Here is a 21,885-nt window from a genome sequence, read left to right on the forward strand (position 1 = left end):
TTAGTGTAACTGTGTATGTAAAGTTTTGTATCAGGATTCAACGATTCTGCATTTGAAGCATCATGATGGTGTGATAAACAAGTAGCAAGAATCGTCAACATATAGTTGTTATCCATAGCAGCTCGATTTGATTTTTGACGATTACTACGCTTGAGCGAGCGCTCTAAATTTAGTGCATTAAGTGCTATACGTCGCAGGAACGACAAGTTTTGTGGAGCATGACCAGTACGGACGCGGCAAGCATCTTCATTGAACGTAACGTCCAAACTCCAATGCAATCCATTTTCAACGCCCCAGTGGAGACGGATAGCTTGCCCTAATTTATGATTTTAAACCTGATGCCATGAGACTGCCTCTGATGCTAGATAGATGCTTTGATTATTAGCCTACTACTGAATGTCTTTAATGCTTAAATCTTCTTTTTAAGATCACAATTGTGCAAAACAATCTGTCATTTTAACTACAAAATTAGATGCGCTTACCCTGTTTTCCGACCAAGAATTGACGTATATTAAAGCCAAGGAAGTTAAATCCTGGCTTTTGTTGCTCATACTGGTTCAGGGTATGAGCAAGCCTTGTTTTACTGGGCTTTAATTCTAAACCCATGCCTTTTAACCATTTGGAGATAATCTCCTTGCATCTTTGGATAACGGTTATGTCTTTGTGGAGAATCACAAAATCATCGGTGTACCGGATGAGGGTGAGGGCTTTTCTGTTGTCCCTCTTGCCGAAACCGCCCTTTGTGGGTAGAGTGTCGGCAAATTGCTTAATCCGTTCTTCCATCCGGTGGAAGGCAATATTTGCTAGTAACGGAGAGATGACCCCGCCCTGTGGCAGTTACCATCACAATGCTTGCATAGTTGTGCCGATGTTGGCTTTCTGCCTTTTAATTTACCTCTTTGGTAATTACCAGCATCAATTTTGATGTGTTCTCTGCCATTCGTCAGAGTTAAGCTAACAGTCCAGTCTTTCTCTCTAAATGAGAAAATTCTGGCATCATAATCAGCCGATGTTGGCTTAAATGTTTTAACTGGCTTGTCTTTTTGTTTGGCAGTTTTGCGATTAGCTCCAACTCTGGCACAAGCACGAACAGCTAAATTTGCGCTTAACCCAAACAAAGCGCGAATCTCGTTATAAACCAGATTTTGAATAGTCATCTTACTGGTTATTTGAGACTTACAGCACTTGCGTCTGTTATGAGGTACAATAGATTAAAATATAAATACCTTTAAATGAAGTCATACTCTGTCGATCTTCGAGAAAAAATAGTTGCAGCACATCTTCAAAAAAACATCTCAATCAGAAAAGTAGCTAACATATTTTCCGTCTCAAAAAGTTTAGTTCAAAAGCTTGTAAAACAACAAAAACTTGAAGGGAATTTACAATCCAAGCCGCGAGGAAAGCCACAATTTAGTCATTTAACAAATGCTGACACAGAGTTGAGAGAATTAGTTGAATCATATCCAGATGCAACATTGATAGAGTTGTGTGAATTATTTGCAGACAAGACTGGCAATTGGGTAGGTCAAAGTGCAATGTGCCGGGCGTTACATAAATTAGGATTAAATCGAAAAAAAAAACAAAGCGGAGTACGCAAGCGGGGACTATTGAGTCCTAAATTTAAGATTAGATTATTGGGAGCATGTCAAAAATATAGAGCCAGAAAATTTAGTATTTTTGGACGAAACTGGCGTTTTATTAGGGTTAGCGAGGACTCATGCTCGTTCACAAATGGGAACAAGAGCTTACTCTTTTAACCCATTTTATAGAGGCTCAAAAGTTACAGTGATTGGAGCAATTAGTATTAAAAAAGTAGTTGCATTAATGACAATGAATGGTTCAATGGATGGCATCGCATTTGAATTATTTATTGAGAAGTTTTTAGTGCCAAATTTATGGTCAGGAGCAGTGGTAGTTATGGATAATTTATCTGCACATAAACTAGATTCAATTGTGCCAATGATTGAAGCTGTAGGTGCGAAAGTTATTTGTTTATCCTCATACTCCCCCGATTTTAATCCAATTGAATTATGGTGGTCACAACTTAAATTTTTTTTACGCAGTTTCGCTCCAACTACAACAGAAATGGTTGATAAACTAATCTCAGTTGCACTCAACTTAATAAATCCTCAACATTTAAGAAACTGGTTTGCTAGTTGCTGCTACTGTACCTCATAACAGCCGTAGGTGCTGTAACTTTTTCGTTGGCGTAGTTACACGCATCAGCAAAAGCTTTTAGTACCAGTTCGATTTCTTCTGCCTGTCTTTGAGAGGGGTTGAGTTTGCAAACTAGCGTCAATACTTGTTCCATGACTTCGACCTAATCACGTGTGAATATAATACATTTAAAATAGTCGTGTTGTACCAAAGATTTGTTTGGGAAAAGCTCAACTATCCCTCTCCCTAACTTCGCTGACGCTCAGTATTGGTCAAGGGATGTTTCGCTTTTCCCCCGCAATTCCTCTCAACACTGAAACGGTACTCCGTTTCAGTGTTGAGAGGAATTGCGGAAATAGGTAAAAAGGGTAAGCTTTTTGAGAATGGTATGAGATGGGCTAGCTTTACGTTCGTCGGTTAACTAGGGTAGCGCTAGCTTGGTCAACAGGCATCAGCACAACTTCATTAATATTGACATGGGGCGATCGCGTCACGCAAAAAAATATTACATCAGCCACATCATCTGCTGTCAGGGGTGTAACTCCCTGATAGACTTTGTTGGCGCGTTCAGTATTTCCATGAAAGCGCACCTCACTAAATTCCGTTTCTACCATACCAGGATCAACGGAAGTTACACGTACCCGTGTCCCCAACAAGTCTTGTTTTAAACCTTCAGAAATTGCTCTCACAGCAGCTTTGGTTGCACAGTAGACATTGCCACCGGGATAGGTTTGATGTCCAGCAATGGAACCTAAATTTACCACATGACCGCGATCGCGACTTACCATTCCCGGAACGACATAGCGGGAGACGTAAAGTAAACCCTTAACGTTAGTATCAATCATGTCTTCCCAGTCTTGAAAGCTGCCTTCGTGCAACTTGTCTAAACCACGACTTAAGCCAGCATTATTAATGAGAATATCGATATCAGACCAAGCGGGGGGTAGAGTTGTAATGGCAGATTCAACAGCGCTGCGATCGCGCACATCTAGCTCTAATAAATGAGTTTCAGTACTAAAATCTTTACTGAGAGTATCTGCTAGCTGTTGTAAACGTTCTAAACGTCGTGCTGCCAAAATAAGTTTTGCACCCGCACCAGCGAAGATTCTCGCACAAGCAGTACCAATACCACTACTTGCGCCAGTAATCAAAATGATTTGATTTTGTAGGGAAGTCACGTCGCTTCGCTCCGAATTCAAAATTCAAAATTCAAAATTCAAAAATTTTTATCCCCATAAATAAATTTAGGGGCTTGTATCATGAGTCGTCTTCGGTCATTAGGATAGTTAGGAGTGAGGAGTTAACAGTTAATGAATTATGAATTAGCACAAGTTTTATCGTTCATAATTTATCATCAGTCTGTCTATTACTCCTAACTCCTGTAAAGATGCGATTAATCGCGTCTGTATTACTTCTTCACTACTTGCAGGCGCTGAGTTACCATCGTCATCCCATTACCTCGTAGGATGACAGCAGAAACCCATTGACTACCAGGGGTAGATGGTGCTTGTCCCGTTTTAAACAATCCACCAGATGTTAGTAATTGCAAATCTACAGATGTAGGGTTGAGAAATTTATCTGGTTTTATGGGTTCTTCTAGCGCCGTTCCTAGTAGAAAATCATCACCAAGTGGCTCTTGGACGATCGCATCAAAATTATACTTCTGACCAACTACCACCTGCTGTGGTAATTTAAAATCAATTTGGGGCGGCTTGCTGCCAGAGGTAAGCAAGGTGCGTTCTGACAATATGTCTTGGCGGGCAATTTTGCCATTTTCAATGCGCTGACGCGATTTAATCGTGGCATTGAGAGTCAATTTATTAGCGTTACCGGAGGGTAAGCCAGTTATATTCGTTTCTGTTTCGGCAATAATCCCATTGCCTTCAGATTTTGAAGATAGCAGTTTTGTAGTGTATTGCAATTTGGGATATCGTTGCCAAAGTGAAATTAAAGACTTTTCTAGAGTTTGGAGGTTTAATCCATCCCCATGAGTGAAATTGGGGCTATAAAATTGCAACACTCCTTTGACATCTCCCCGGCTAGCGGCGGCATCAACTTGCGTCAAGAGATTTTTCAGATTGGCTGGTGCGTTTTGGGGTGTACCAGTTTGGACTAATTGTTGTGGTGTCGTCGCCTGAGTACGTTGCCAACCACTTGTTAAACCAATAGTCAGTAGGAACGAAACCAGCCAGATATGTGCTGGAAATCTGAGTTGTCGTCTCACTAAGGCGGTAATAATATTAGTCATTGGCAAGAATTTACTGATTTGATGAGAGAAAGTAAGGAAATTGTTTTATCTTAGTTAAGCTAGACGCTAAACGGTAGAGGTTTGATGGCAAACGCACCGATACGATTATTAATAGCTGCCAGTGGGACTGGTGGTCACTTGTTTCCAGCGATCGCACTGGCAGAAAAACTTCCAGATTATCAAATAGAATGGCTGGGAGTACCCAATCGCCTAGAAACTCAACTTGTCCCTAAACAGTATCCCTTGAATACTATTGCAGTTGAAGGGTTTCAGCAAGGGTTTGGATTTTCCTCAATTCGGATCTTGGGTAAACTTGCCCTTTCGATTGTGGAAGTTAGACGAATTCTCAAACAGGGAAATTTTCAAGGGGTGTTTACCACAGGGGTTACATTGCCGGGCCAGCCGTGATTGCGGCACGTTCCCTCGGTTTGCCTGTGGTTTTCCACGAATCTAACGCAATACCTGGTAAAGTAACTCGCTTTTTTGGCCCTTGGTGTAGTGCGGTTGCTTTGGGATTTGAAGTAGCTGCTAAGTATTTGCCCCGTGCCAAAAATGTTTGTGTTGGTACTCCGGTAAGAGCGCAATTTCTTGATGGGGCAATTGATGCACCACTGGATTTAGCTATTCCTGATGGTGTTCCTTTAATTGTCGTCTTTGGCGGTAGCCAGGGTGCAGTTGCCGTAAATAAATTGGTACGCGAATCGGCAAAAGCTTGGTTTGATGCTGGTGCTTATGTAGTACATTTAACTGGCGATCGCGATCCAGAAGCAGATAGTCTCAAACATTCACAGTACATAGCTTTACCTTTTTACAACAACATGGCGGCCTTGTTGCAACGAGCAACTCTGGCGATTAGTCGTTCTGGCGCAGGTAGCTTGACAGAATTAGCAGTGTGTGGAGTTCCAGCGATTCTGATTCCTTACCCCTTTGCCGCAGAAGACCATCAATCTTACAATGCAGACGTATTTACAAAAGCGGGTGCGGCATTAACTTTGCAGCAATCAGAATTGACGAGTGAAGTATTGCAAAGTAATGTGTTGAATTTGCTGCAATCACCGCAAGAGTTAGCAAAAATGGGACAAAAAGCAAAAGCGATCGCTGTTCCTGATAGTGCAGATAAGTTGGCGCAATTAGTGCGTGAGGTGATAGAAACTTAAAAAATCCCAAATTCTACCCTGACAGCAAAGCAAGCTACGCGCAGCGTCACGGAGTGAAGATACTAAGAGACAATACAAATTTATTCTTTAGTTTATGAATATCTTATTTAATAAAAAAATCCGTTTAACATTAGGTTGTGCTGCTTTATTATTTGTCAGTTTAAGCAGTAGCCATCTATATAATCAGTTAAAAACTAAACAGCAAACCCAACAAGATCAATCTTTTACTCAGCAAGATAATTTAGCCCTACTTCAATCACAAACTTCCTTCACTTCAAATCACCTTGTTGATCCACTAACCTCGAAGGTTCAAAGTTCTTTTGTCACACAACAAACATCTGATGAGATTTTAAAGCAATACGCCTTTTCATCTCGCCAGGATTTGTTAGCAGCATCTCCATCCTATCCGGTTATTGATGAGTTTAAAAAATATAAATTTAGCATTAATGGTAGCCAAGTTGTTACTCCAGCTAAACTCCCAAGTAGTAAGGTTAATTTCAATCAAGGAGATTTATTAACCGTTCTCGTTAATACTAGAAAATACTTTCAAGACTACGCCTCAGAAGACCCAGATATTCTGCGTACAGGATTGCTTACCACTCAAGGGGTTACTGTGCCAGATGTTCTTAAAACTTTGGATTTCATGATTGTTGTTTTAAAAGAAGATATTGCTAATAAACGAGCTACTCGTTTACAAGACCCTAAGTTTATCAATTCAAATTTTCGAGTTATCAAATGGACTGCCTATAACCCAAAAGATAAGAAACAAAAACAATTGCGAATTACTAAATATGCTGTATTTACTCACTCTGGTTCTCGCAAGAAAACCTCTACTTTTAATACCCCCATTTATAGCCTAAAGGATAACTCTAATAACGACAAATTTTATACAAAATACACAAAGCAGGATGTTTTATCGGGTATTTTTGAACCAGGCGGTAAAGAATTTGGAAAAGTTAAAAGTCTCGCTTATCTAACTAGAACTGGCTTAGAAGAAGCCTTAATGCAAGGAACAGTACTAATTAACTTTACTGATGGTTATAGGGCATTTTTTAATGTAGATAGAAATAATGGAATGTCTTATATTCGCGGATTGAAGGCAACAGCACAAAAGCGCTATTGGTATTTTAGAGAGGTTGATGCCATTAAAGGCTATGGATACAAAATAGATGCAAAAATCTCCATTAAACCCGGAGTCACTTTTGCAGGAGATGTTTTGAATATCGGTTTAGGTAAAGTAATTGTAATTGAGCATACTAAAGGTGGTCGTAAACATCTGCGAATGGGAGTTATGGCTGATACAGGTGGGGCATTTTTACCTAATCTTTATCAACTCGATTTTTTGGCAGGTATTTTTAAGAATCAAAAAGAATTTGGGCAGAATATTAGCCAATTACCGGAATATGCTACCGCATATTTTTTAGTAAAGAAGTAATACATAGACCAATACGCTTGGGTTAAGCATTTCTTTCTTCTCTTTGCGTTCTTTGCAGTAGCCTGCGGCAAGCCGCTGACGCTCCTTCTTCGCTAATGCGTCTACGTTTCTCCTTCTTCTTTCTTGTACTTAAATATGGTTTAGCCCATCTTCATACAGAATTAGTATTAGCACAGCCTAAAGCATTCTCTATGAGACGCTACGCGAACGGTAAGTCGTTAGACATATATTAGTTACACAATGTCATTGCGAGCAAAGCGAAGCAATCCCAGTCCTGGCGATTGCTTCTCTTCTCTACGAGAGGCTGCGTCAACGAGACGCTCCGCGAACGCTTCTTTACGAGACATCCTAACTATGGAACACCAGCATAAATTAAAACAATTCGCAATTCGCAATGACGCTCGCGGACTCGCTACCGCTACGCTAACGCAATTACGTTTTGTGACGGGGATTTAGACCCCGACACAAAACGGGCTGCCTGTCTTACTGGGGACTTAAACCCCCAAAGTTTGTTAAACTATAACTCTTAAATAAGCAAAACTAATAAGTTGTATCAGGTTTACTGAAGTAATAAAAGTTGATTAAAAATTGTAAAGCATTGTAAAGTACATTCACAGGCAAAAACAAAACCGCCTGATTCATACATAACTAACCGCACTTATAAAACAATGACAACAACCTTACAACAGCGCTCAAGCGCCAATGTATGGGATCGATTCTGCGAATGGATCACCAGCACCAACAACCGTATTTACATCGGTTGGTTCGGCGTAGTCATGATTCCAACCTTGTTAGCCGCTACCGCCTGCTTTGTAATCGCCTTTATCGCAGCACCTCCAGTAGACATCGACGGTATCCGTGAACCAGTTGCAGGTTCATTAATTTACGGAAACAACATCATCTCCGGTGCAGTTGTTCCTTCCTCCAATGCAATCGGCTTGCACTTCTACCCAATTTGGGAAGCAGCATCCTTAGACGAGTGGTTGTACAACGGTGGCCCTTACCAATTGGTAATTTTCCACTTCCTGATTGGCGTATTCTGCTACTTGGGTCGTGAATGGGAACTATCCTACCGCTTAGGTATGCGTCCTTGGATTGCTATAGCTTATTCTGCACCAGTAGCAGCAGCAAGCGCAGTCTTCTTGGTATACCCAATCGGACAAGGTTCTTTCTCAGATGGTATGCCCTTGGGTATTTCTGGAACCTTCAACTTCATGATCGTGTTCCAAGCAGAACATAACATCTTGATGCACCCCTTCCACCAACTCGGTGTAGCAGGTGTATTCGGTGGAAGTTTGTTCAGTGCAATGCACGGTTCACTTGTAACTTCTTCCTTGGTTCGTGAAACAACCGAAACCGAATCACAAAACTACGGTTACAAATTCGGTCAAGAAGAAGAAACCTACAACATCGTTGCAGCCCACGGCTACTTCGGTCGTCTAATCTTCCAATACGCTTCATTCAACAACAGCCGTTCACTGCACTTCTTCTTAGCAGCATGGCCTGTAATCGGCATCTGGTTTACCGCCTTGGGTGTAAGCACAATGGCGTTCAACTTGAACGGTTTCAACTTCAACCAATCAATCATTGACTCTGAAGGTCGTGTGATTGCAACTTGGGCAGATGTAATCAACCGCGCTAACCTGGGTATGGAAGTAATGCATGAGCGCAACGCTCACAACTTCCCTCTCGATTTGGCTGCTGGTGACTTTGCTCCTGTGGCTCTAACCGCTCCTGCTATCAACGGTTAATTCTTAAGTCTTAGCTAAATGAGAAAGCGCTCTCCTGAAAAGGAGGGCGCTTTTGTTTATTAGATGCGCGTAGCTTACTAGAGAGATGGAACTACCCGAAAAATGTCATCATAGTAAAAGTAAAAACATTCTGGAGAGAAGACAACGGTTTACGCACGCCCTTTAGCACGGTTAATTGAGCAATTGCAACGCCTGCCGGGAGTTGGCCCCAAAAGTGCCCAACGACTGGCTTTGCATATTTTGAAGCGACCAGAAGCAGAAGTAGAAGCTTTGGCACAAGCTTTAATTGAGGCAAAAAAACAGATAGGCTTGTGTTCTGTTTGCTTTCACTTATCTGCTGAACCTGTTTGTGAAATCTGCCGCAATGCCAACCGTGACAATAATACTATTTGTGTTGTAGCAGATCCTCGCGATGTGATTGCGCTGGAAAAAACCCGCGAATACAAAGGCAAATATCACGTTTTGGGTGGGGTGATTTCGCCAATTGATGGAATTGGGCCAGAACAGTTGACTATACTGGCTTTACAGCGCCGAGTCGGTCAGCAAAAACCTCAAGAGGTAATTCTCGCAATTAGTCCGAGTATAGAAGGTGAGACAACAACACTGTATATCGGTCAGCTATTGAAACCATTTACTAAGGTGACGCGGATTGCTTTTGGTTTACCTGTGGGTGGCGATTTGGAGTACGCAGATGAAGTGACTTTGGCGAGGGCGTTGGAAGGACGCCGGGAATTGGATTAGATTGTACTGATGGAACTGCTTGTCGTTTAGGTGTTGTTACGGCTGAAGCTGTAACCAGCAAAACACCGCGCCTAACTGGTAAACCTGTATCCCTAGCTAAGGGCATCACTGGCTGGTTGAAAGCAGGCGAACGCACTTCTTTAGTAAAAATGGCTAATTCTGCGATTAATTCCTAGCTAGACATCAGAGTTTGATTTTACTTCCCAGCGAAACTAGCAAACAAGCACAATTAACACACTGCGATCGCTCCATCATACACTTACATAAAGTTCTTGTGTAATCTTGAGAAATGTAATGACAGATAGCAGGTTTTAGGTTAGAGGTGCAAGATGCAAAGGTATTTGAAAGTATTAAGATTATTTTGGAGTGCTGCGATCGCAGCAGAATTGGAATATCGGATTAACTTTTTTATAGCTACCCTCAGCAGCTTGGGAAATCTTGTCGGCAGCCTCTTTGGACTATTCTTGTTTTACCGCACTGGCTACAGTTTTAGTGGCTGGTCATGGGAAGCAGCTTTAGTAGTTTTAGGAATTTTTACCTTACTTCAAGGATTTTCTGCTACTTTTCTGGCATCAAATTTGAATCGCATTGTCCGCCATGTCCAGGAAGGCACTTTGGACTTTATATTATTAAAACCTATCCGCAGTCAGTTTTGGCTTTCCACCCATACTCTTTCACCTTGGGGACTGCCGGATCTAGTTTTTGGTAGTATTATCATTGGCTATGCAGGTAAACGCCTCGGTGTAGAGATAAACGGCTATTTACTTGGTGTGTTGCCGTTATTGTTCAGCTTAATAATTTTGTACAGCCTGTGGTTTATGCTAGGAGCGACAAGTATTTGGTTCGTTAAAATATACAACGTTACCGAAGTCTTGCGTGGTTTATTAGAAGCTGGACGATATCCCATCGCCGCATATCCCACTGCTTACCGTTTTTTCTTCACCTTTGTGATGCCAGTAGCTTTTTTAACTACTGTACCAGCCCAAGCGCTGTTGGGTCGGAGTGAAATTAGCTGGTTGATAGGTGCGGCAATATTAGCAGTAGTGCTGTTTTTTGTTTCTACTTGGTTTTGGCGGTTTGCGTTGCGGTTTTATACTAGTGCTTCGAGTTAATGGACTTCCAGTTAATTTTACGAGATCGATTTCAACCTCGGTGAAATGTCTTATGGTAGCTCCAATAGATATATACGTGCCAAATAAAATTTTACAACGTTTGCAAAATGTGAAAGATTTTGTGGGCGGAAGCGTTAACTCTCTAAGTAACTCAGCACAACAAGTTGGGGAGTCTTTGAAAGCAACAGCAACTACAACTACTGATAAAGCAATTGATACAGTTACAACAAGTTTAGAGGAAACTTGGCAAACTGCTGATAAATTTAAAAGTACAACATCGGGCGCAGTTACAAATGCGATGGCATCTTCTGTAAGTGATTGGCTGATACAATACCCGATATTATTTAAGTTAGTTCAAATACTAGGTTGGGCGACTAATCACCCAATTATTAGTATAGTGATTTTGCTGTTTGCGATCGCTATCATTTGGAGCATCATCAAAGCAATTGTCCGCTTGATTGAAACAGCTAGTTGGTCAATACTCCAAGTTCCGTTAAAATTGCTTCTGGCTTTGATTAAAGTTAGCTTTCTATCCTTAACTAAAGTTGGCAGTTATACTGTTCAACGAATAACTGCTAGTGAAACAAGTGATAACCTGCCAGCTTTGCCACCTGAAAATTTCCAACTAAATAAACAACAAAGATTGGCAGAAATTTCTAGTCGCTTACAAGCAATTCAAAAGGAACAACATGAGCTTTTACAAGAAGCCGCAGACTTGATTGCTACTGACACAATTGATAGAGACAATACAAAATTTATAATCCCGAATTCAGAACAAGAAAGTGGAGAAATTAAACCCGTTTATACTCCTACAGAGAAGCAAGCTACATCCGCCAGTCACATTCCAATTCAATTCTGAATTCTGACTACTGACTCCTGAATTCTGGTTTATTAAACAGCTAAAAAGCGTTGAATCACATCTTGGCTGAGTTCGGTTGTGGAACCGGAGGCGACAATACCACCTTTTTGCATGGCGTAGTAGTAATCAGCTTGACGGACAAAGTGTAAATGTTGCTCTACCAATAAAACCGAAATGCCTGTGGTTTCGACGATGCGACGGACTGCGGCTTCAATTTCGAGGATGATTGAGGGTTGAATACCTTCAGTGGGTTCATCCAATACGAGTAATTGAGGTTCTCCCATTAAAGCACGTGCGATCGCTAATTGTTGTTGCTGTCCACCACTTAAATCACCACCCATCCGCGAAAGCATGGTTTTTAAAACTGGGAATAAGCTAAAAACTTCCTCTGGAATTTCTGCTTTTTTTTAGTGGTTTTGCGTCTTGCCTCTAACCCCAGCAGCAGATTTTCTTTGACTGTCAAGCGGGGGATGATTTCTCGTCCTTGGGGAACATAACCAATTCCTAACTTTGCCCTTTGGTCTGGAGATTTCGTAGTTGATTAATTCTCCAGCTACAGTTAATAGTACCACTGCGGGGTTTTGAGTAAACCCATAATTGTTTTGAGTAATGTAGATTTCCCTACACCATTGCGTCCAATCAGGCATATCATTTGCCCAGATGGTACGCTTAAATCTACATTGCGGAGAATGTGGCTTTCGCCGTAGTAAACGTTGAGGTTAGAAATTTTTAGCATAATAAGATTCAGTTTGTATATCTTTGCCTGACAACCAACTAATCGCTATCTTACGCCCCTAACTGCTGTAACAACTCATGAATTGATAAAAACTGGTAAAGATGAACTCAAAAAACCTTGCGTATCGCGTGTCAAAATAGCGTCTAACCTTTGAGCAATAGCACAAGCGATTTGAATGGCATCTTCAAAATCAGCTAAACCAGATCCAAACGCTGATTCTAAGACGGCTCGATTCACAGGACAAATGATCATAGCAGTCAGCATTTCTGAAACTGCTTGTCGTGCTTGATCAATGCTGCGGGTATGTCTTCGGGAAATATAAAAAATATCTGTAAGTGTTGTCGCTGTAACATATCTAACGACATGACCAGAATCAATCTTTTGAAACAACAGTTCTGCATCTTGGAAAAAAGGCTCTCGCTGCAACAGAAAATCTAGAACAATATTAGTATCAATTAAAACTTTCACTAAAGATACTTGTCTACCCGTCGCTCTTGTAACATACTAGTCACTTCTTCATCAGTCGGTGCTGGCCGATCTGTTTTTAACAAGTTTCGCATCCGTCTAATTGCGCCAGAGCGCTCAGGCTGAGAAATTGCCGTGTCTTGCAAGGACTCAATGATGGCGCTCACTAGTGCTAGGCGATCGCTTGGTGATAGCTTGAAGACCTGCTCCTTCAATTCTTGTAGCAACATAGACGGCTCCTATAGTCGAAGGTGTCTATCATCTAGTATGGACGATCGCGCCCTTTATGACCAGATTTATTAACCCTGCTACTCTCAAGTCTGTAGCGACTAATCCCAAGTCTGTAGCGACTACTCTCAAGTCTGTAGCGACTACTCCCAAGTCTGTAGCGACTACTCTCAAGCCTGTAGCGACTACTCTCAAGCCTGTAGCGACTACTCCCAAGTCTGTAGCGACTACTCTCAAGTCTGTAGCGACTACTCTCAAATCTGTAGCGACTACTCTCAAGTCTGTAGCGACTACTCTCAAGTCTGTAGCGACTACTCTCGTATTTGCTACCTCTTGCCTTATTATATGAGTAATTATATACCGAAATATTACTGAGATAAGCTCAAAAATTTTATTATCAGAAATTGCGATTTATGCTGAACCGGAATCGGGCTTAATTGAGGCAAGCTAGTTGTAGAAGTATCTTAAAAGAGCAAACTTATGCCTCGTCAAAAACGTACATCCCGTATTTTAGAAAAAGCTGAATTAAGAGCATCTGGGATGAAATCGATTATTCCAAGCATTAAATTTGAACAGGATTATACATTAGAAAAACTGATTGAGTCAATCGAACAGTTACGTAAAAAACTTGATGTTCATAATAGCGCTTTGGCTATAGTTGACTCTTCTTCAACAGAAGTTGAAGAGATGGAAAAAAACTTGAGACAGCTTTCTGAGAAAATGTTAATGGTGGTTGCTATCAAGTATGGCAAAGACAGCGCTGAATATGAAATGGCGGGTGGAGTTCGCAATAGCGATCGCCTCCGCAAAATGAGATCGAGCCGCTTAAAAAATATTGCAGAACAAGCATCAGATAAGAATGGTAAAACTGCATAGAAATGAGATAATATCATGTTAGCCTGCTGACCGCAACAACCGAGTAAAACCTTCTTGCTCAAAGTGTTTATCAGTTGTTAATGCCTCCATAATTCCTTGCCTACGCATCAACACAAAGCTTACAGCATCACATAATGAATAGGTTTTATCCTGTCTTGCTAACAATAAATCTGTTGCTTCTTGATGTAGCGGCTCATCAACCCATACAATTTGAACGTTTGAATTGTTGATCAGTTCAAGGCTGTATGACAGTACAATTGAACGGGAAAAGCCTCGAACCAATGCTAGAGCCACTAATTCTGCTAGAACATAGTTGTGCGTAAGCCGAGTTCTGCTTGTAGTAGCAATCAGTTCAACTGCCCTTTCATGTTGTGGCTCATCTTTATGGAGAAAGCAGAGCAATCCTGACGTATCAAGCAGCATAATCTACATTCCAATGCTTAAAAATCATTGGTGTAAGCTTTTGCCAAGTCAGCATCAATGCTTTCGTTATCTATACCTGTGGCATAACCCAAGCTAATTGCACCTGCATAACTAAGTAACCGTTGACGTGCTTCTTCTGGCTGAACTTCGGGTTGTAGTTTAGCAATAGTCAGAAGACGATGCTGCCCATCAAGAGATGTCACAATCAATTCTGCTACAGAAAGTCCGACGGCATCAGCTTGCTGCTGCAAAGCTGCATAAACATCATCACTTAATTCTAGTGTTAGCAGTTGGCTCATAGGAATAAACGATTTCAACTAAAGCTAGGGCAATTGTAGCTTTTTTCTTCACAAATATTGATCGGGTGCGGGTGTATGCGCGTTGTTATGCTGCTGGAAGGCAATGTTAAAAGCATTTCAATTAATCAAAGAAATCCCCTGTGTCTAGCAATGCTTCACATCTTGCACAAACCAAATGCCAATATTATCTTTGTGACGATTGTACTCTTCAATAGTTACATTAGAAAGCAGTATTTTTAATTTATTTTGGTTAAGACCAGATAGAATACTCTTCAACAGAGGACGTGATTCTGGTTTTTGAGCTAAATTTAACCAAATGCATGTATCGAAGAGAATATATTGCATTGTATAGGATTACATTAAAATGAAGTACGTATATAACTACTGGTCGTTTGGCTAACTGGAATATATAGCTCATACTTCATAACATACAGATGCTAGGCAGAGCAAATGACCCAAAAGACGAAAACTCAAAAACTGCTGACTTTTGAGGAGTATCTTACCTATGACGATGGTACAGACACGCGCTATGAGTTGGTGGATGGAGAACTAGTTGAGATGCCACCAGAAAGTCAGGAAAATAGTAATCTGGCAAGATTTCTCTTTGTTGAACTCCTAAAACATTTCGCATTTTATTTAGTTGCTCACAAGGATACAGAAATTGAGGTAGCAGGGCGACGGGCGAGATGTCGTTTACCTGACTTAATGGTTCACACAGAAGAATCTTATGCTGCCCTTATCGGTGCTACTCGTGCCACTCTCACCCGTGATATGCCGCCGCCTGCATTAGTGATTGAAATTGTTTCTCCGGGTACGGCAAACCATGTTCGTGATTATCGCTACAAGCGGACGGAGTATGCTGCTAGGGAAATATTAGAGTATTGGATTGTTGACTCACAGATGCAACAAATTACAATTTGTCAGTGGGTAGAGGGACAGTATGAGGATAAGGTATTTACAGGTGCAACTTGCATGGAATCAGTGGTAATTGCTGATTGGGCGCTAACAGTAGAGCAGGTGTTTAACAGCGCAAATCGAGCAGAATTACTAAGTGAATAGAATCTTATTGAAAAATAAAAACTGGGATGCACTCCGCATCAAATTGCAGAAACAAACTCGTTCCTTTTGCTACTTCACGATGCTCAGGAACAGACAGTGTGGCTAACTCTCCTTCTTTAACCAGGATGATATGGCTTCCACTTTGACGTGCAACTTCCCAGCCAAAGGACTCAAATACACGAACAACTTCACGTCCACTAAGAACAGGAAGAGTAGAAGCCATAACTAAGCCACAACCTCTACTTGGTGAGTCTCTATGGTAAGTGGCAAACCGCGCTCGGCACGAACTTGTAGGCAGGCAGCTATCGCATCTTTGATATTCTCTAGTGCTTCTTCCTTAGTCTGACCTTGACTGACACAACCCGGAATACTGGGGCATTCTACTATCCATGCACCATCTTCATCACGATCAACCGTTACATTAAACCTCATATTTCCTCATCCACTAAGCTTGTGACTATAGTATATCTAAGCCTTGTAGAGCTAAAAATTTAGTCTTCCTGTTTTCCTAAATATACTTCAATTACACGAGAATCATTTTGGACTTCCTCAAAATTTCCTTCGCACAGCACCGAACCTTCATGTAATACTGTTACTTTCTTAGCAATTTGACGCACAAATTCCATATCATGTTCAATGACTAAAATTGAATGACTTTGCGCTAATGCTAAAAGTAGTTCGCCGATGTTATAGGTTTCTTCATCTGTTAAACCCGCAACAGGTTCATCAACGAGTAATAAATCAGGCGACTGTGCTACTAACATCCCAATTTCTAAACGCTGCTTTTCGCCGTGGGAAAGTAAAGCTGCTCTGATGTCAGCTTTCGGAGTTAAACCGATAGTTTCTAATAATCCTTTAATATTATTTTTCTCAACCGCATTAGAACGTTCAAACAAAGTAGAAAAGACGTTTTTATTTTTGTTACTGGTAATTTCTAGATTTTCACGGGGCGTTAAATTTAAATAAATTCGGGGTGTTTGGAACTTGCGTCCAATACCCAATCGCGCAATTTTATATTCAGGTAAAGAACGCAGGTTTCTTCCTTTGAATAAAACTCGCCCAACGGTTGGCTGAACTTTCCCCGTAATCACATCCAGAAACGTTGTTTTCCCTGCGCCATTGGGGCCAATTACTACCCGCAATTCACCCACATCCATGCTAAAGTTAAGCTGATTTAGCGCCCTAAATCCGTCAAAATTAACAGTTACGTTTTCAGTTTCCAATATTTTCGCGTTCATGTTGCACTTCGGCGTCTTCTTCTAAGGTGGGATATGTAGCAATTTCTTGACGGCGGTGGAAAAGAGAAATATTCTGACTACGCAACCATCCCACAATACCGTCAGGAAGGACTGTGACGACTATCAAAAATAGTGCGCCTTGGAAAAATAGCCAGATTTCGGCAAATTGTTCGCTTAAAAAAGTGCGGGCATAATTTACTAACAAAGTTCCCACAATCGCGCCAATCAAAGTAGCGCGTCCGCCTACAGCTACCCAAATCACCATTTCAATGGAAAAGGCAATATCCATTGCTCTGGGTGAGACAGAACCACTTTGAATGGTGTAAAATGCTCCTGCAATGCCTGCGATCGCACCTGAAACTGCAAACACCAACACCTTAAAATCTGTAGGGTCATAGCCAGAAAACCTTACCCGACTTTCATCATCACGAATCGCTATCAACAATCTGCCAAATCGTCCAGTTGTCAACCATCGGCAAATTCCGTAAGTGACTGCGAGAAACACCACCGTCAGCGTATAGAAAACAAACTGCGTTTTTGCATCGCTAACCGTTGCCCCAAACAAAGTTGTAAAATCTATCAGTCCATTTGTACCATTGAAAAATTGTTGTTGACCGTTAAAGAAGTTGAAAAATACAATAGTTGCGGCTTGGGTCAAGATAGAAAAATAAACACCCTTGATGCGATTTCGGAAAACCAAATATCCTAATAATCCCGCCAATAACCCTGGAATTAGTACCACAAAAGCTATTGTCAAAGGAAAAGAATAAAAAGGTTGCCAAAAGGCGGGAAGTTCCGTAACCCCATAAAGTCCCATGAAATCAGGTAATTCTCCAGTAGGGACTTGCAGTTTTAGGTACATTGCGATCGCATATCCACCCAAACCAAAGAAAATACCATGTCCCAAACTTAGTAAACCAGTATACCCCCAAATCAAATCGATACCCAAAGCCACGATCGCCAGCGACAAAAATCGCCCCAACAAATTTAGACGAAACTCCGACAGCAACAGTGGCATAATGATAATGAGGAAAAGTGCGATCGTAACCACCACACCCACCTCAATTAATAACCCTCCTCCTCTCTTCCTCATTCTCTGCGTCCTCTGCGTCTCTGCGGTTCGTTAAACATCAACAGTACGTCCCTTCTGCGGAAAAATCCCCCCAGGCTTCCACTGTAAAAACACAATAATCAGCGCAAATACCATCACCTTAGCCATACTCGTTGTTGCAAAAAAGCTAAACAAATCAGCCAAAGGCTTAACAGGACTCAGCAACAAAGCCAAAGTCCCAGAACCAATTAAAAAATTAGCCGTACCAATACCCAACGCCGCCACAATCGTCCCGGCTAAATTGCCCACACCCCCAACCACAACAACCATAAAAGTATCAATAATATAGTTCTGTCCAGTATTTGGCCCCACAGAACCGAGTAAACTAATCGCACATCCAGCCACACCAGCTAAACCAGAACCTAGTGCAAAAGTAATCGCATCAACTTTTTCAGTTGGAATTCCTAAACAAGCACTCATACTCCGGTTTTGCGTCACAGCCCGAATTCTTAAACCCCAGCTAGAACGTTGTAAAAATAAATAAATTCCCGTCACACAGATGATTGTTAAACCAATAATAAATAACCTGGCGAAGGGTAATTGTACACCACCCAAAGATATACCTGTTTGCAACCAAGTAGGCGCTGTTACATCTACATTTTGAGCGCCAAACCAAGGTTGAGTTACTGCTAGCTGATAAGTTTGACTCAATAAATTGCCCGTTATGATTGTTACCCCCAGCGATAATAAAAATATCACAGCCACAATCCAGTTACGAACTCTTCCCAAATCTGTGCGGGAATTTAAAATCCATAAACCTCCAAAAAATAACAGAGAAAATATAGCTATGCAAATTATCAATACCCAATTTACACTGCGAACAAACTGTTGAAAAATCAAACTTACTCCCCAAGTTGCCAAGAGAGTTTCTAATGGGCGTCCATAAAGATAACGAATCACGCCTTTCTCTAAAATTAATCCCACAGCAGCCGTGAAAATAAAAGCAATAATTAAAGCCAAAAATATATAAACTTCAAACCACACCCCGCCCAATTGCTTACATACATTTTGCACAACAAATGTTGCATAAGCGCCGAACATCATCAATTCACCATGCGCCATATTGATAACGCCCATCAATCCAAATATAATAGCTAGTCCTAACGCAGCAATTAATAATACAGCGCCAATACTAATGCCATTAAATACAGCTTCTAAGAAACCTGCTAACACTTTTTTACCCCACTATTACCCAAGATGGTGCGTTAGGCTAAAGCCATAACACACCCTACTATTTCTGAGAGTTCGTAATCGGCAATTAATTACGAATTACGTAGCTTGCTTCTCGCCGGAGGCGAGTATTACGAATTACGAATTATTTAGGCTTTCTTGTACTTACCACCCTTCGCCGGGTCAGTCCAATCACAAGCAAATCCCTTAGTTTCTTTTACAAATTGATTCCAAGGAACTGGCTCAACGGCTGTCGGAGTAGCATAGACAATATTAAACAAACCATCGTCCCTGACTTGACCAATCCGCACAATTTTAGATATGTGATGATTGGCGTTCATGGTCACTTTACCTTCAGGCGCATCTATAGTTTGACCGGATGCCGCCGCACGTACCTTAGCTAAATCAGTTGTGCCAGCTTTTTCTACTGCTTGCTTCCACAAATAAACCGCGATGTATGCTGCTTCCATTGGGTCATTTGTTACCCGATTTTCGCCGTACTCTTTTTTAAAAGCTGCAACAAACTTCTTATTAGCAGGTGTATCTACCGTTTGAAAGTAATTCCAAGCAGCATAATGATCTTTGAGATACTCTACACCAATTGCTTTAACTTCTTCTTCGGCAATACTTACAGACATGGAGGGATATTTGTCTGGTGTTAATCCAGCACCTTTCAATTGTTTGAAGAAAGCAACGTTGCTATCACCATTTAACGTATTGTAAATCACTCCACCGTTAGGCAAATTTTGCTTGATTTTAGTAATAATTGGGGTAACTTCTGTGTTACCCAATGGTAAGTAATCTTCACCGACTGTTTTCCCGCCTAATGCTTCTAATTGGGCTTTAATAATTGTGTTAGCAGTCCGGGGAAAAACATAGTCAGAGCCGACTAAGAAAAATTCTTTTCCCTTATTTTTCAACAACCAATCAACAGATGGTTCAATTTGTTGATTTGGAGCCGCACCAGTGTAGAAAATATTTTTAGAACACTCTTGACCTTCATATTGCACTGGATACCAGAGCATGTGGTCTTTGCTCTCAAATACTGGCTTGACATTTTTGCGACTAGCAGAAGTCCAACAACCGAAAACTACAGCTACTTTATCTTGATCAATGAGCTTGGTTGCCTTTTCCCTAAAAGTATCCCAGTTAGAAGCACCATCTTCGCTAATTGCTTCAATTTGTTTACCTAAGATACCACCATTCGCGTTAATTTCTTTGATGGCTAGTTTTTCAGCATCAACAACGCTTTTTTCACTAATAGCCATCGTGCCACTAAGGGAGTGCAAAATACCTACTTTGATTGTGCCACCAGCAGTAGCAGCCGCAGGAGTTGCAGTAGGAGGCGCGGCTTGACTCTCTGTAACAGTTGGGGAATTATTCGCGCAAGCCTTCAGAAAAAAGCTGCTTCCAAAAGTTAAAGAACCGTAGATTAAAAACTTGCGTCTGTTAAATTGTCTTCTCATATCTTGATGAATTTTCCTCTTGACCAATCAGCCAACTTAATAGAAAGCTGACAATATTAAACTTAAAGTGTGATGATAGTGCGATAGTTTACTAGTAAAAAGTTACTTCTTATACAAAATGTACGATTTTTGTAATAAAAAAATAACTTTATAATATTAAAGTTTGTTAAGCCTAGTATTGTGATGTGAAATTATTGTCAGCGATGAAGAGATAGCTGGATGATAATCTCATCTTTATTGCCAGATGCAAAATTGGCAAAGCGCTTTGCCAAAGGTGGTATAGTTACCAAAGGATTGCTAAAGCCAGAGAATAGATGAACGCTCTCAAATCCTGGAATAGTACCAATCAAGGGTAAGCGATCGCTACTAAATGCCACCAAGCAATGATGCCAAGTTCCTGGTAAATTCTCCAAAGCTGGTAAAACTTCACCGACATTTTTTCGCAACCATTTTTCACTCGCCTCTGAGTTTACCTTGGCATAAGGATCTGTGAGAACGCGGCTAATTTGACCGATGCGAAGGCTACCATCTTGAAACTGAATCGCACCCGCATCTAAAATTGGCGGTACTAACTCGTTACCAAGTTCATCCCACAATTCATCAACTTGAGTAGATTCAGCTTCTAGTTGAAACCGTTGCAGATTCGCTGGCATAACTAAGGTGCGTAACTGCACATCCACTGGTGGAGTTTCAATAATTTCTGCATGGGTAAAATACAGCTTGATGGGAATACCAGCAGATTTTAGCAGCTGGCGGCTGAGTCCACCTGCACAAATGGCAACGTTAGCACTGTGGAAAGTTGCAGTGGTGGTTTTTACGCCATCTTGCAATACTTGCAATACTTGGGTAATCTGCATTTCACCCCCAGCCCTCTCAAAAGCTTGGATGTAAGCAAGTGATGTTTTTTCTGGGTGGATATGACCGTGTTTGACAGTTAAAGCACCAGATATCGCTTTTCGATTTAGCTGTGGTTCCAACTCACAAGCTTCTTCGACACTCAATAAACGGGGTCGAATGGCAGAATTATTATATGATGCAGCCGTTGCTTTTGGGTCATTAGCGGCTGAAATAGTAAGTAATAAATCTAATTCCCGAAATTGGATATCAGCATCCAACTCTTGAGATAGGATATGGTAACACGCGATCGCTTCTTCGCATAATAGACGAGTGAGTAATGTAGTACCCGACCAGTAGGCAAGCCCGCCATAACTATAACGAGTTGCATTCTGTGGTGTGCTGTATTGCTCTAACAAAAGTACAGAAAACCCTGTTTGAGCAAGTTCATAAGCGAGTACAGCACCCGTAATTCCACCGCCAACCACAATCCATTCGTAGGCTTTCATATAAAATATGT

Annotated in this window: 28 protein-coding genes and 3 pseudogenes; 11 read left to right on the forward strand and 20 right to left on the reverse strand. The window is 41.1% G+C overall.

From position 1 onward, the window contains the following. Positions 1 to 86 precede the first annotated feature (86 nt). The 3 genes and pseudogenes from ANSO36C_RS35055 to ANSO36C_RS25545 form a co-directional block, all read right to left on the reverse strand. A pseudogene (locus ANSO36C_RS35055) lies at positions 87 to 320 on the reverse strand (ISAs1 family transposase); the annotation flags it as partial. A gap of 148 nt (positions 321 to 468) precedes the next feature. After that, positions 469 to 783 (reverse strand): reverse transcriptase domain-containing protein, encoded by a 315-nt coding sequence (locus ANSO36C_RS25540; protein WP_251956819.1) that lies wholly within the window; start codon positions 781 to 783, stop codon positions 469 to 471. Between the two features lie 20 nt (positions 784 to 803). Continuing rightward, positions 804 to 1,157 (reverse strand): hypothetical protein, encoded by a 354-nt coding sequence (locus ANSO36C_RS25545; protein ID WP_251956820.1) that lies wholly within the window; start codon positions 1,155 to 1,157, stop codon positions 804 to 806. A gap of 75 nt (positions 1,158 to 1,232) precedes the next feature. Here ANSO36C_RS25545 and ANSO36C_RS35060 point away from each other — a divergent pair, with 75 nt between their 5' ends. Both ANSO36C_RS35060 and ANSO36C_RS25550 read left to right on the forward strand, forming a co-directional pair. After that, a complete protein-coding gene (locus ANSO36C_RS35060; RefSeq protein WP_410174632.1) occupies positions 1,233 to 1,757 on the forward strand; it encodes a helix-turn-helix domain-containing protein in 525 nt (174 codons plus the stop codon). After that, positions 1,678 to 2,178 (forward strand): transposase, encoded by a 501-nt coding sequence (locus ANSO36C_RS25550; RefSeq protein ID WP_251956821.1) that lies wholly within the window; start codon positions 1,678 to 1,680, stop codon positions 2,176 to 2,178. The genes ANSO36C_RS35060 and ANSO36C_RS25550 overlap by 80 nt, the downstream gene beginning before the upstream one ends. On the opposite strand, the gene ANSO36C_RS25555 is transcribed toward ANSO36C_RS25550, so the two are convergent. The 3 genes from ANSO36C_RS25555 to ANSO36C_RS25565 all read right to left on the reverse strand — a co-directional run bounded on the left by ANSO36C_RS25555 (position 2,153) and on the right by ANSO36C_RS25565 (position 4,405). Continuing rightward, complete coding sequence (locus ANSO36C_RS25555) at positions 2,153 to 2,311, reverse strand: hypothetical protein (RefSeq protein WP_251956831.1); 159 nt, start codon at positions 2,309 to 2,311, stop codon at positions 2,153 to 2,155. The two genes, ANSO36C_RS25550 and ANSO36C_RS25555, sit on opposite strands and share 26 nt — an antisense overlap. A 250-nt stretch (positions 2,312 to 2,561) precedes the next feature. Then, complete coding sequence (locus tag ANSO36C_RS25560) at positions 2,562 to 3,335, reverse strand: SDR family oxidoreductase (RefSeq protein ID WP_251956833.1); 774 nt, start codon at positions 3,333 to 3,335, stop codon at positions 2,562 to 2,564. A gap of 230 nt (positions 3,336 to 3,565) precedes the next feature. Then, on the reverse strand, positions 3,566 to 4,405 hold the full coding sequence (locus ANSO36C_RS25565; protein WP_251956835.1) for a nuclear transport factor 2 family protein: 840 nt from the start codon (positions 4,403 to 4,405) through the stop codon (positions 3,566 to 3,568). A gap of 84 nt (positions 4,406 to 4,489) precedes the next feature. Here ANSO36C_RS25565 and murG point away from each other — a divergent pair. The 7 genes and pseudogenes from murG to ANSO36C_RS25595 all read left to right on the forward strand — a co-directional run bounded on the left by murG (position 4,490) and on the right by ANSO36C_RS25595 (position 11,460). Further along, positions 4,490 to 5,562, forward strand: a pseudogene (gene murG / locus ANSO36C_RS25570) (undecaprenyldiphospho-muramoylpentapeptide beta-N-acetylglucosaminyltransferase). A 94-nt stretch (positions 5,563 to 5,656) separates the two neighbouring features. Further along, entirely contained in the window at positions 5,657 to 6,997 is a 1,341-nt protein-coding gene (locus ANSO36C_RS25575; RefSeq protein ID WP_251956837.1) for a hypothetical protein, read from the forward strand. Between the two features lie 668 nt (positions 6,998 to 7,665). After that, positions 7,666 to 8,748 carry a photosystem II q(b) protein gene (gene psbA, locus ANSO36C_RS25580; protein WP_251956458.1) on the forward strand — a complete coding sequence of 361 codons (1,083 nt, stop codon included), beginning with the start codon at positions 7,666 to 7,668 and terminating at the stop codon, positions 8,746 to 8,748. A gap of 183 nt (positions 8,749 to 8,931) precedes the next feature. After that, positions 8,932 to 9,489 carry a recombination mediator RecR gene (gene recR, locus ANSO36C_RS25585; protein WP_199349778.1) on the forward strand — a complete coding sequence of 186 codons (558 nt, stop codon included), beginning with the start codon at positions 8,932 to 8,934 and terminating at the stop codon, positions 9,487 to 9,489. Then, a pseudogene (locus ANSO36C_RS35065) lies at positions 9,477 to 9,665 on the forward strand (hypothetical protein); the annotation flags it as partial. The gene recR and the pseudogene ANSO36C_RS35065, both read left to right, overlap by 13 nt. 153 nt (positions 9,666 to 9,818) lie before the next feature. Then, complete coding sequence (locus tag ANSO36C_RS25590; RefSeq protein ID WP_251956839.1) at positions 9,819 to 10,601, forward strand: ABC transporter permease; 783 nt, start codon at positions 9,819 to 9,821, stop codon at positions 10,599 to 10,601. Between the two features lie 52 nt (positions 10,602 to 10,653). After that, positions 10,654 to 11,460, forward strand: coding sequence for a hypothetical protein (locus ANSO36C_RS25595; RefSeq protein WP_251956841.1), 807 nt, complete (start codon positions 10,654 to 10,656; stop codon positions 11,458 to 11,460). 32 nt (positions 11,461 to 11,492) lie between these two features. Here ANSO36C_RS25595 and ANSO36C_RS35070 read toward each other — a convergent pair whose 3' ends face one another. From ANSO36C_RS35070 to ANSO36C_RS25620, 5 genes are all read right to left on the reverse strand, one after another. Continuing rightward, positions 11,493 to 11,813 (reverse strand): ATP-binding cassette domain-containing protein, encoded by a 321-nt coding sequence (locus ANSO36C_RS35070; protein ID WP_251956843.1) that lies wholly within the window; start codon positions 11,811 to 11,813, stop codon positions 11,493 to 11,495. 206 nt (positions 11,814 to 12,019) lie between these two features. Next, a complete protein-coding gene (locus tag ANSO36C_RS35075; RefSeq protein WP_251956845.1) occupies positions 12,020 to 12,196 on the reverse strand; it encodes an ATP-binding cassette domain-containing protein in 177 nt (58 codons plus the stop codon). Positions 12,197 to 12,271: 75 nt separating this feature from the next. Next, complete coding sequence (locus ANSO36C_RS25610) at positions 12,272 to 12,664, reverse strand: type II toxin-antitoxin system VapC family toxin (protein ID WP_251956847.1); 393 nt, start codon at positions 12,662 to 12,664, stop codon at positions 12,272 to 12,274. Then, entirely contained in the window at positions 12,664 to 12,891 is a 228-nt protein-coding gene (locus ANSO36C_RS25615; RefSeq protein WP_251956849.1) for a hypothetical protein, read from the reverse strand. The genes ANSO36C_RS25610 and ANSO36C_RS25615 overlap by 1 nt, the downstream gene beginning before the upstream one ends. Before the next feature lie 28 nt (positions 12,892 to 12,919). Next, positions 12,920 to 13,189 carry a hypothetical protein gene (locus ANSO36C_RS25620; protein ID WP_251956851.1) on the reverse strand — a complete coding sequence of 90 codons (270 nt, stop codon included), beginning with the start codon at positions 13,187 to 13,189 and terminating at the stop codon, positions 12,920 to 12,922. Positions 13,190 to 13,369: 180 nt separating this feature from the next. Between ANSO36C_RS25620 and ANSO36C_RS25625 the strand changes: the two genes are divergently transcribed. Beyond that, a complete protein-coding gene (locus ANSO36C_RS25625; protein ID WP_251956853.1) occupies positions 13,370 to 13,765 on the forward strand; it encodes a hypothetical protein in 396 nt (131 codons plus the stop codon). A gap of 18 nt (positions 13,766 to 13,783) precedes the next feature. On the opposite strand, the gene ANSO36C_RS25630 is transcribed toward ANSO36C_RS25625, so the two are convergent. Continuing rightward, complete coding sequence (locus tag ANSO36C_RS25630; RefSeq protein ID WP_251956855.1) at positions 13,784 to 14,188, reverse strand: type II toxin-antitoxin system VapC family toxin; 405 nt, start codon at positions 14,186 to 14,188, stop codon at positions 13,784 to 13,786. 17 nt (positions 14,189 to 14,205) lie between these two features. After that, a complete protein-coding gene (locus ANSO36C_RS25635; protein WP_251956857.1) occupies positions 14,206 to 14,487 on the reverse strand; it encodes a hypothetical protein in 282 nt (93 codons plus the stop codon). Between the two features lie 450 nt (positions 14,488 to 14,937). On the opposite strand from ANSO36C_RS25635, the gene ANSO36C_RS25640 reads away from it, so the two are divergent. Next, positions 14,938 to 15,546, forward strand: a complete 609-nt coding sequence (locus ANSO36C_RS25640) for a Uma2 family endonuclease (protein WP_251956859.1) — start codon at positions 14,938 to 14,940, stop codon at positions 15,544 to 15,546. Positions 15,547 to 15,550: 4 nt separating this feature from the next. Here the strand turns inward: ANSO36C_RS25640 and ANSO36C_RS25645 are convergent, their stop codons facing one another. The 7 genes from ANSO36C_RS25645 to ANSO36C_RS25675 form a co-directional block, all read right to left on the reverse strand. After that, positions 15,551 to 15,769 carry a type II toxin-antitoxin system HicA family toxin gene (locus ANSO36C_RS25645; RefSeq protein ID WP_251956860.1) on the reverse strand — a complete coding sequence of 73 codons (219 nt, stop codon included), beginning with the start codon at positions 15,767 to 15,769 and terminating at the stop codon, positions 15,551 to 15,553. Between the two features lie 2 nt (positions 15,770 to 15,771). Then, positions 15,772 to 15,978 (reverse strand): type II toxin-antitoxin system HicB family antitoxin, encoded by a 207-nt coding sequence (locus ANSO36C_RS25650; RefSeq protein ID WP_109007382.1) that lies wholly within the window; start codon positions 15,976 to 15,978, stop codon positions 15,772 to 15,774. 59 nt (positions 15,979 to 16,037) lie between these two features. Beyond that, positions 16,038 to 16,784: an urea ABC transporter ATP-binding protein UrtD gene (gene urtD, locus ANSO36C_RS25655; protein ID WP_251956861.1), complete on the reverse strand. Its 747-nt coding sequence runs from the start codon at positions 16,782 to 16,784 to the stop codon at positions 16,038 to 16,040. Next, positions 16,759 to 17,877: an urea ABC transporter permease subunit UrtC gene (urtC, locus tag ANSO36C_RS25660; RefSeq protein ID WP_251956862.1), complete on the reverse strand. Its 1,119-nt coding sequence runs from the start codon at positions 17,875 to 17,877 to the stop codon at positions 16,759 to 16,761. The genes urtD and urtC overlap by 26 nt, the downstream gene beginning before the upstream one ends. A gap of 30 nt (positions 17,878 to 17,907) precedes the next feature. Continuing rightward, the gene (locus ANSO36C_RS25665; RefSeq protein ID WP_251956863.1) at positions 17,908 to 19,068 is read right to left on the reverse strand and encodes an ABC transporter permease subunit; all 1,161 of its coding nucleotides are present in this window, start codon (positions 19,066 to 19,068) and stop codon (positions 17,908 to 17,910) included. A gap of 146 nt (positions 19,069 to 19,214) precedes the next feature. Further along, positions 19,215 to 20,531, reverse strand: a complete 1,317-nt coding sequence (gene urtA / locus ANSO36C_RS25670) for an urea ABC transporter substrate-binding protein (RefSeq protein ID WP_251956881.1) — start codon at positions 20,529 to 20,531, stop codon at positions 19,215 to 19,217. A 197-nt stretch (positions 20,532 to 20,728) separates the two neighbouring features. Next, positions 20,729 to 21,874 (reverse strand): NAD(P)/FAD-dependent oxidoreductase, encoded by a 1,146-nt coding sequence (locus ANSO36C_RS25675; RefSeq protein ID WP_251956883.1) that lies wholly within the window; start codon positions 21,872 to 21,874, stop codon positions 20,729 to 20,731. Between the last annotated feature and the right edge of the window lie 11 nt (positions 21,875 to 21,885).

It is taken from the genome of Nostoc cf. commune SO-36 (assembly GCF_023734775.1).
Lineage (GTDB): Bacteria > Cyanobacteriota > Cyanobacteriia > Cyanobacteriales > Nostocaceae > Nostoc > Nostoc commune_A.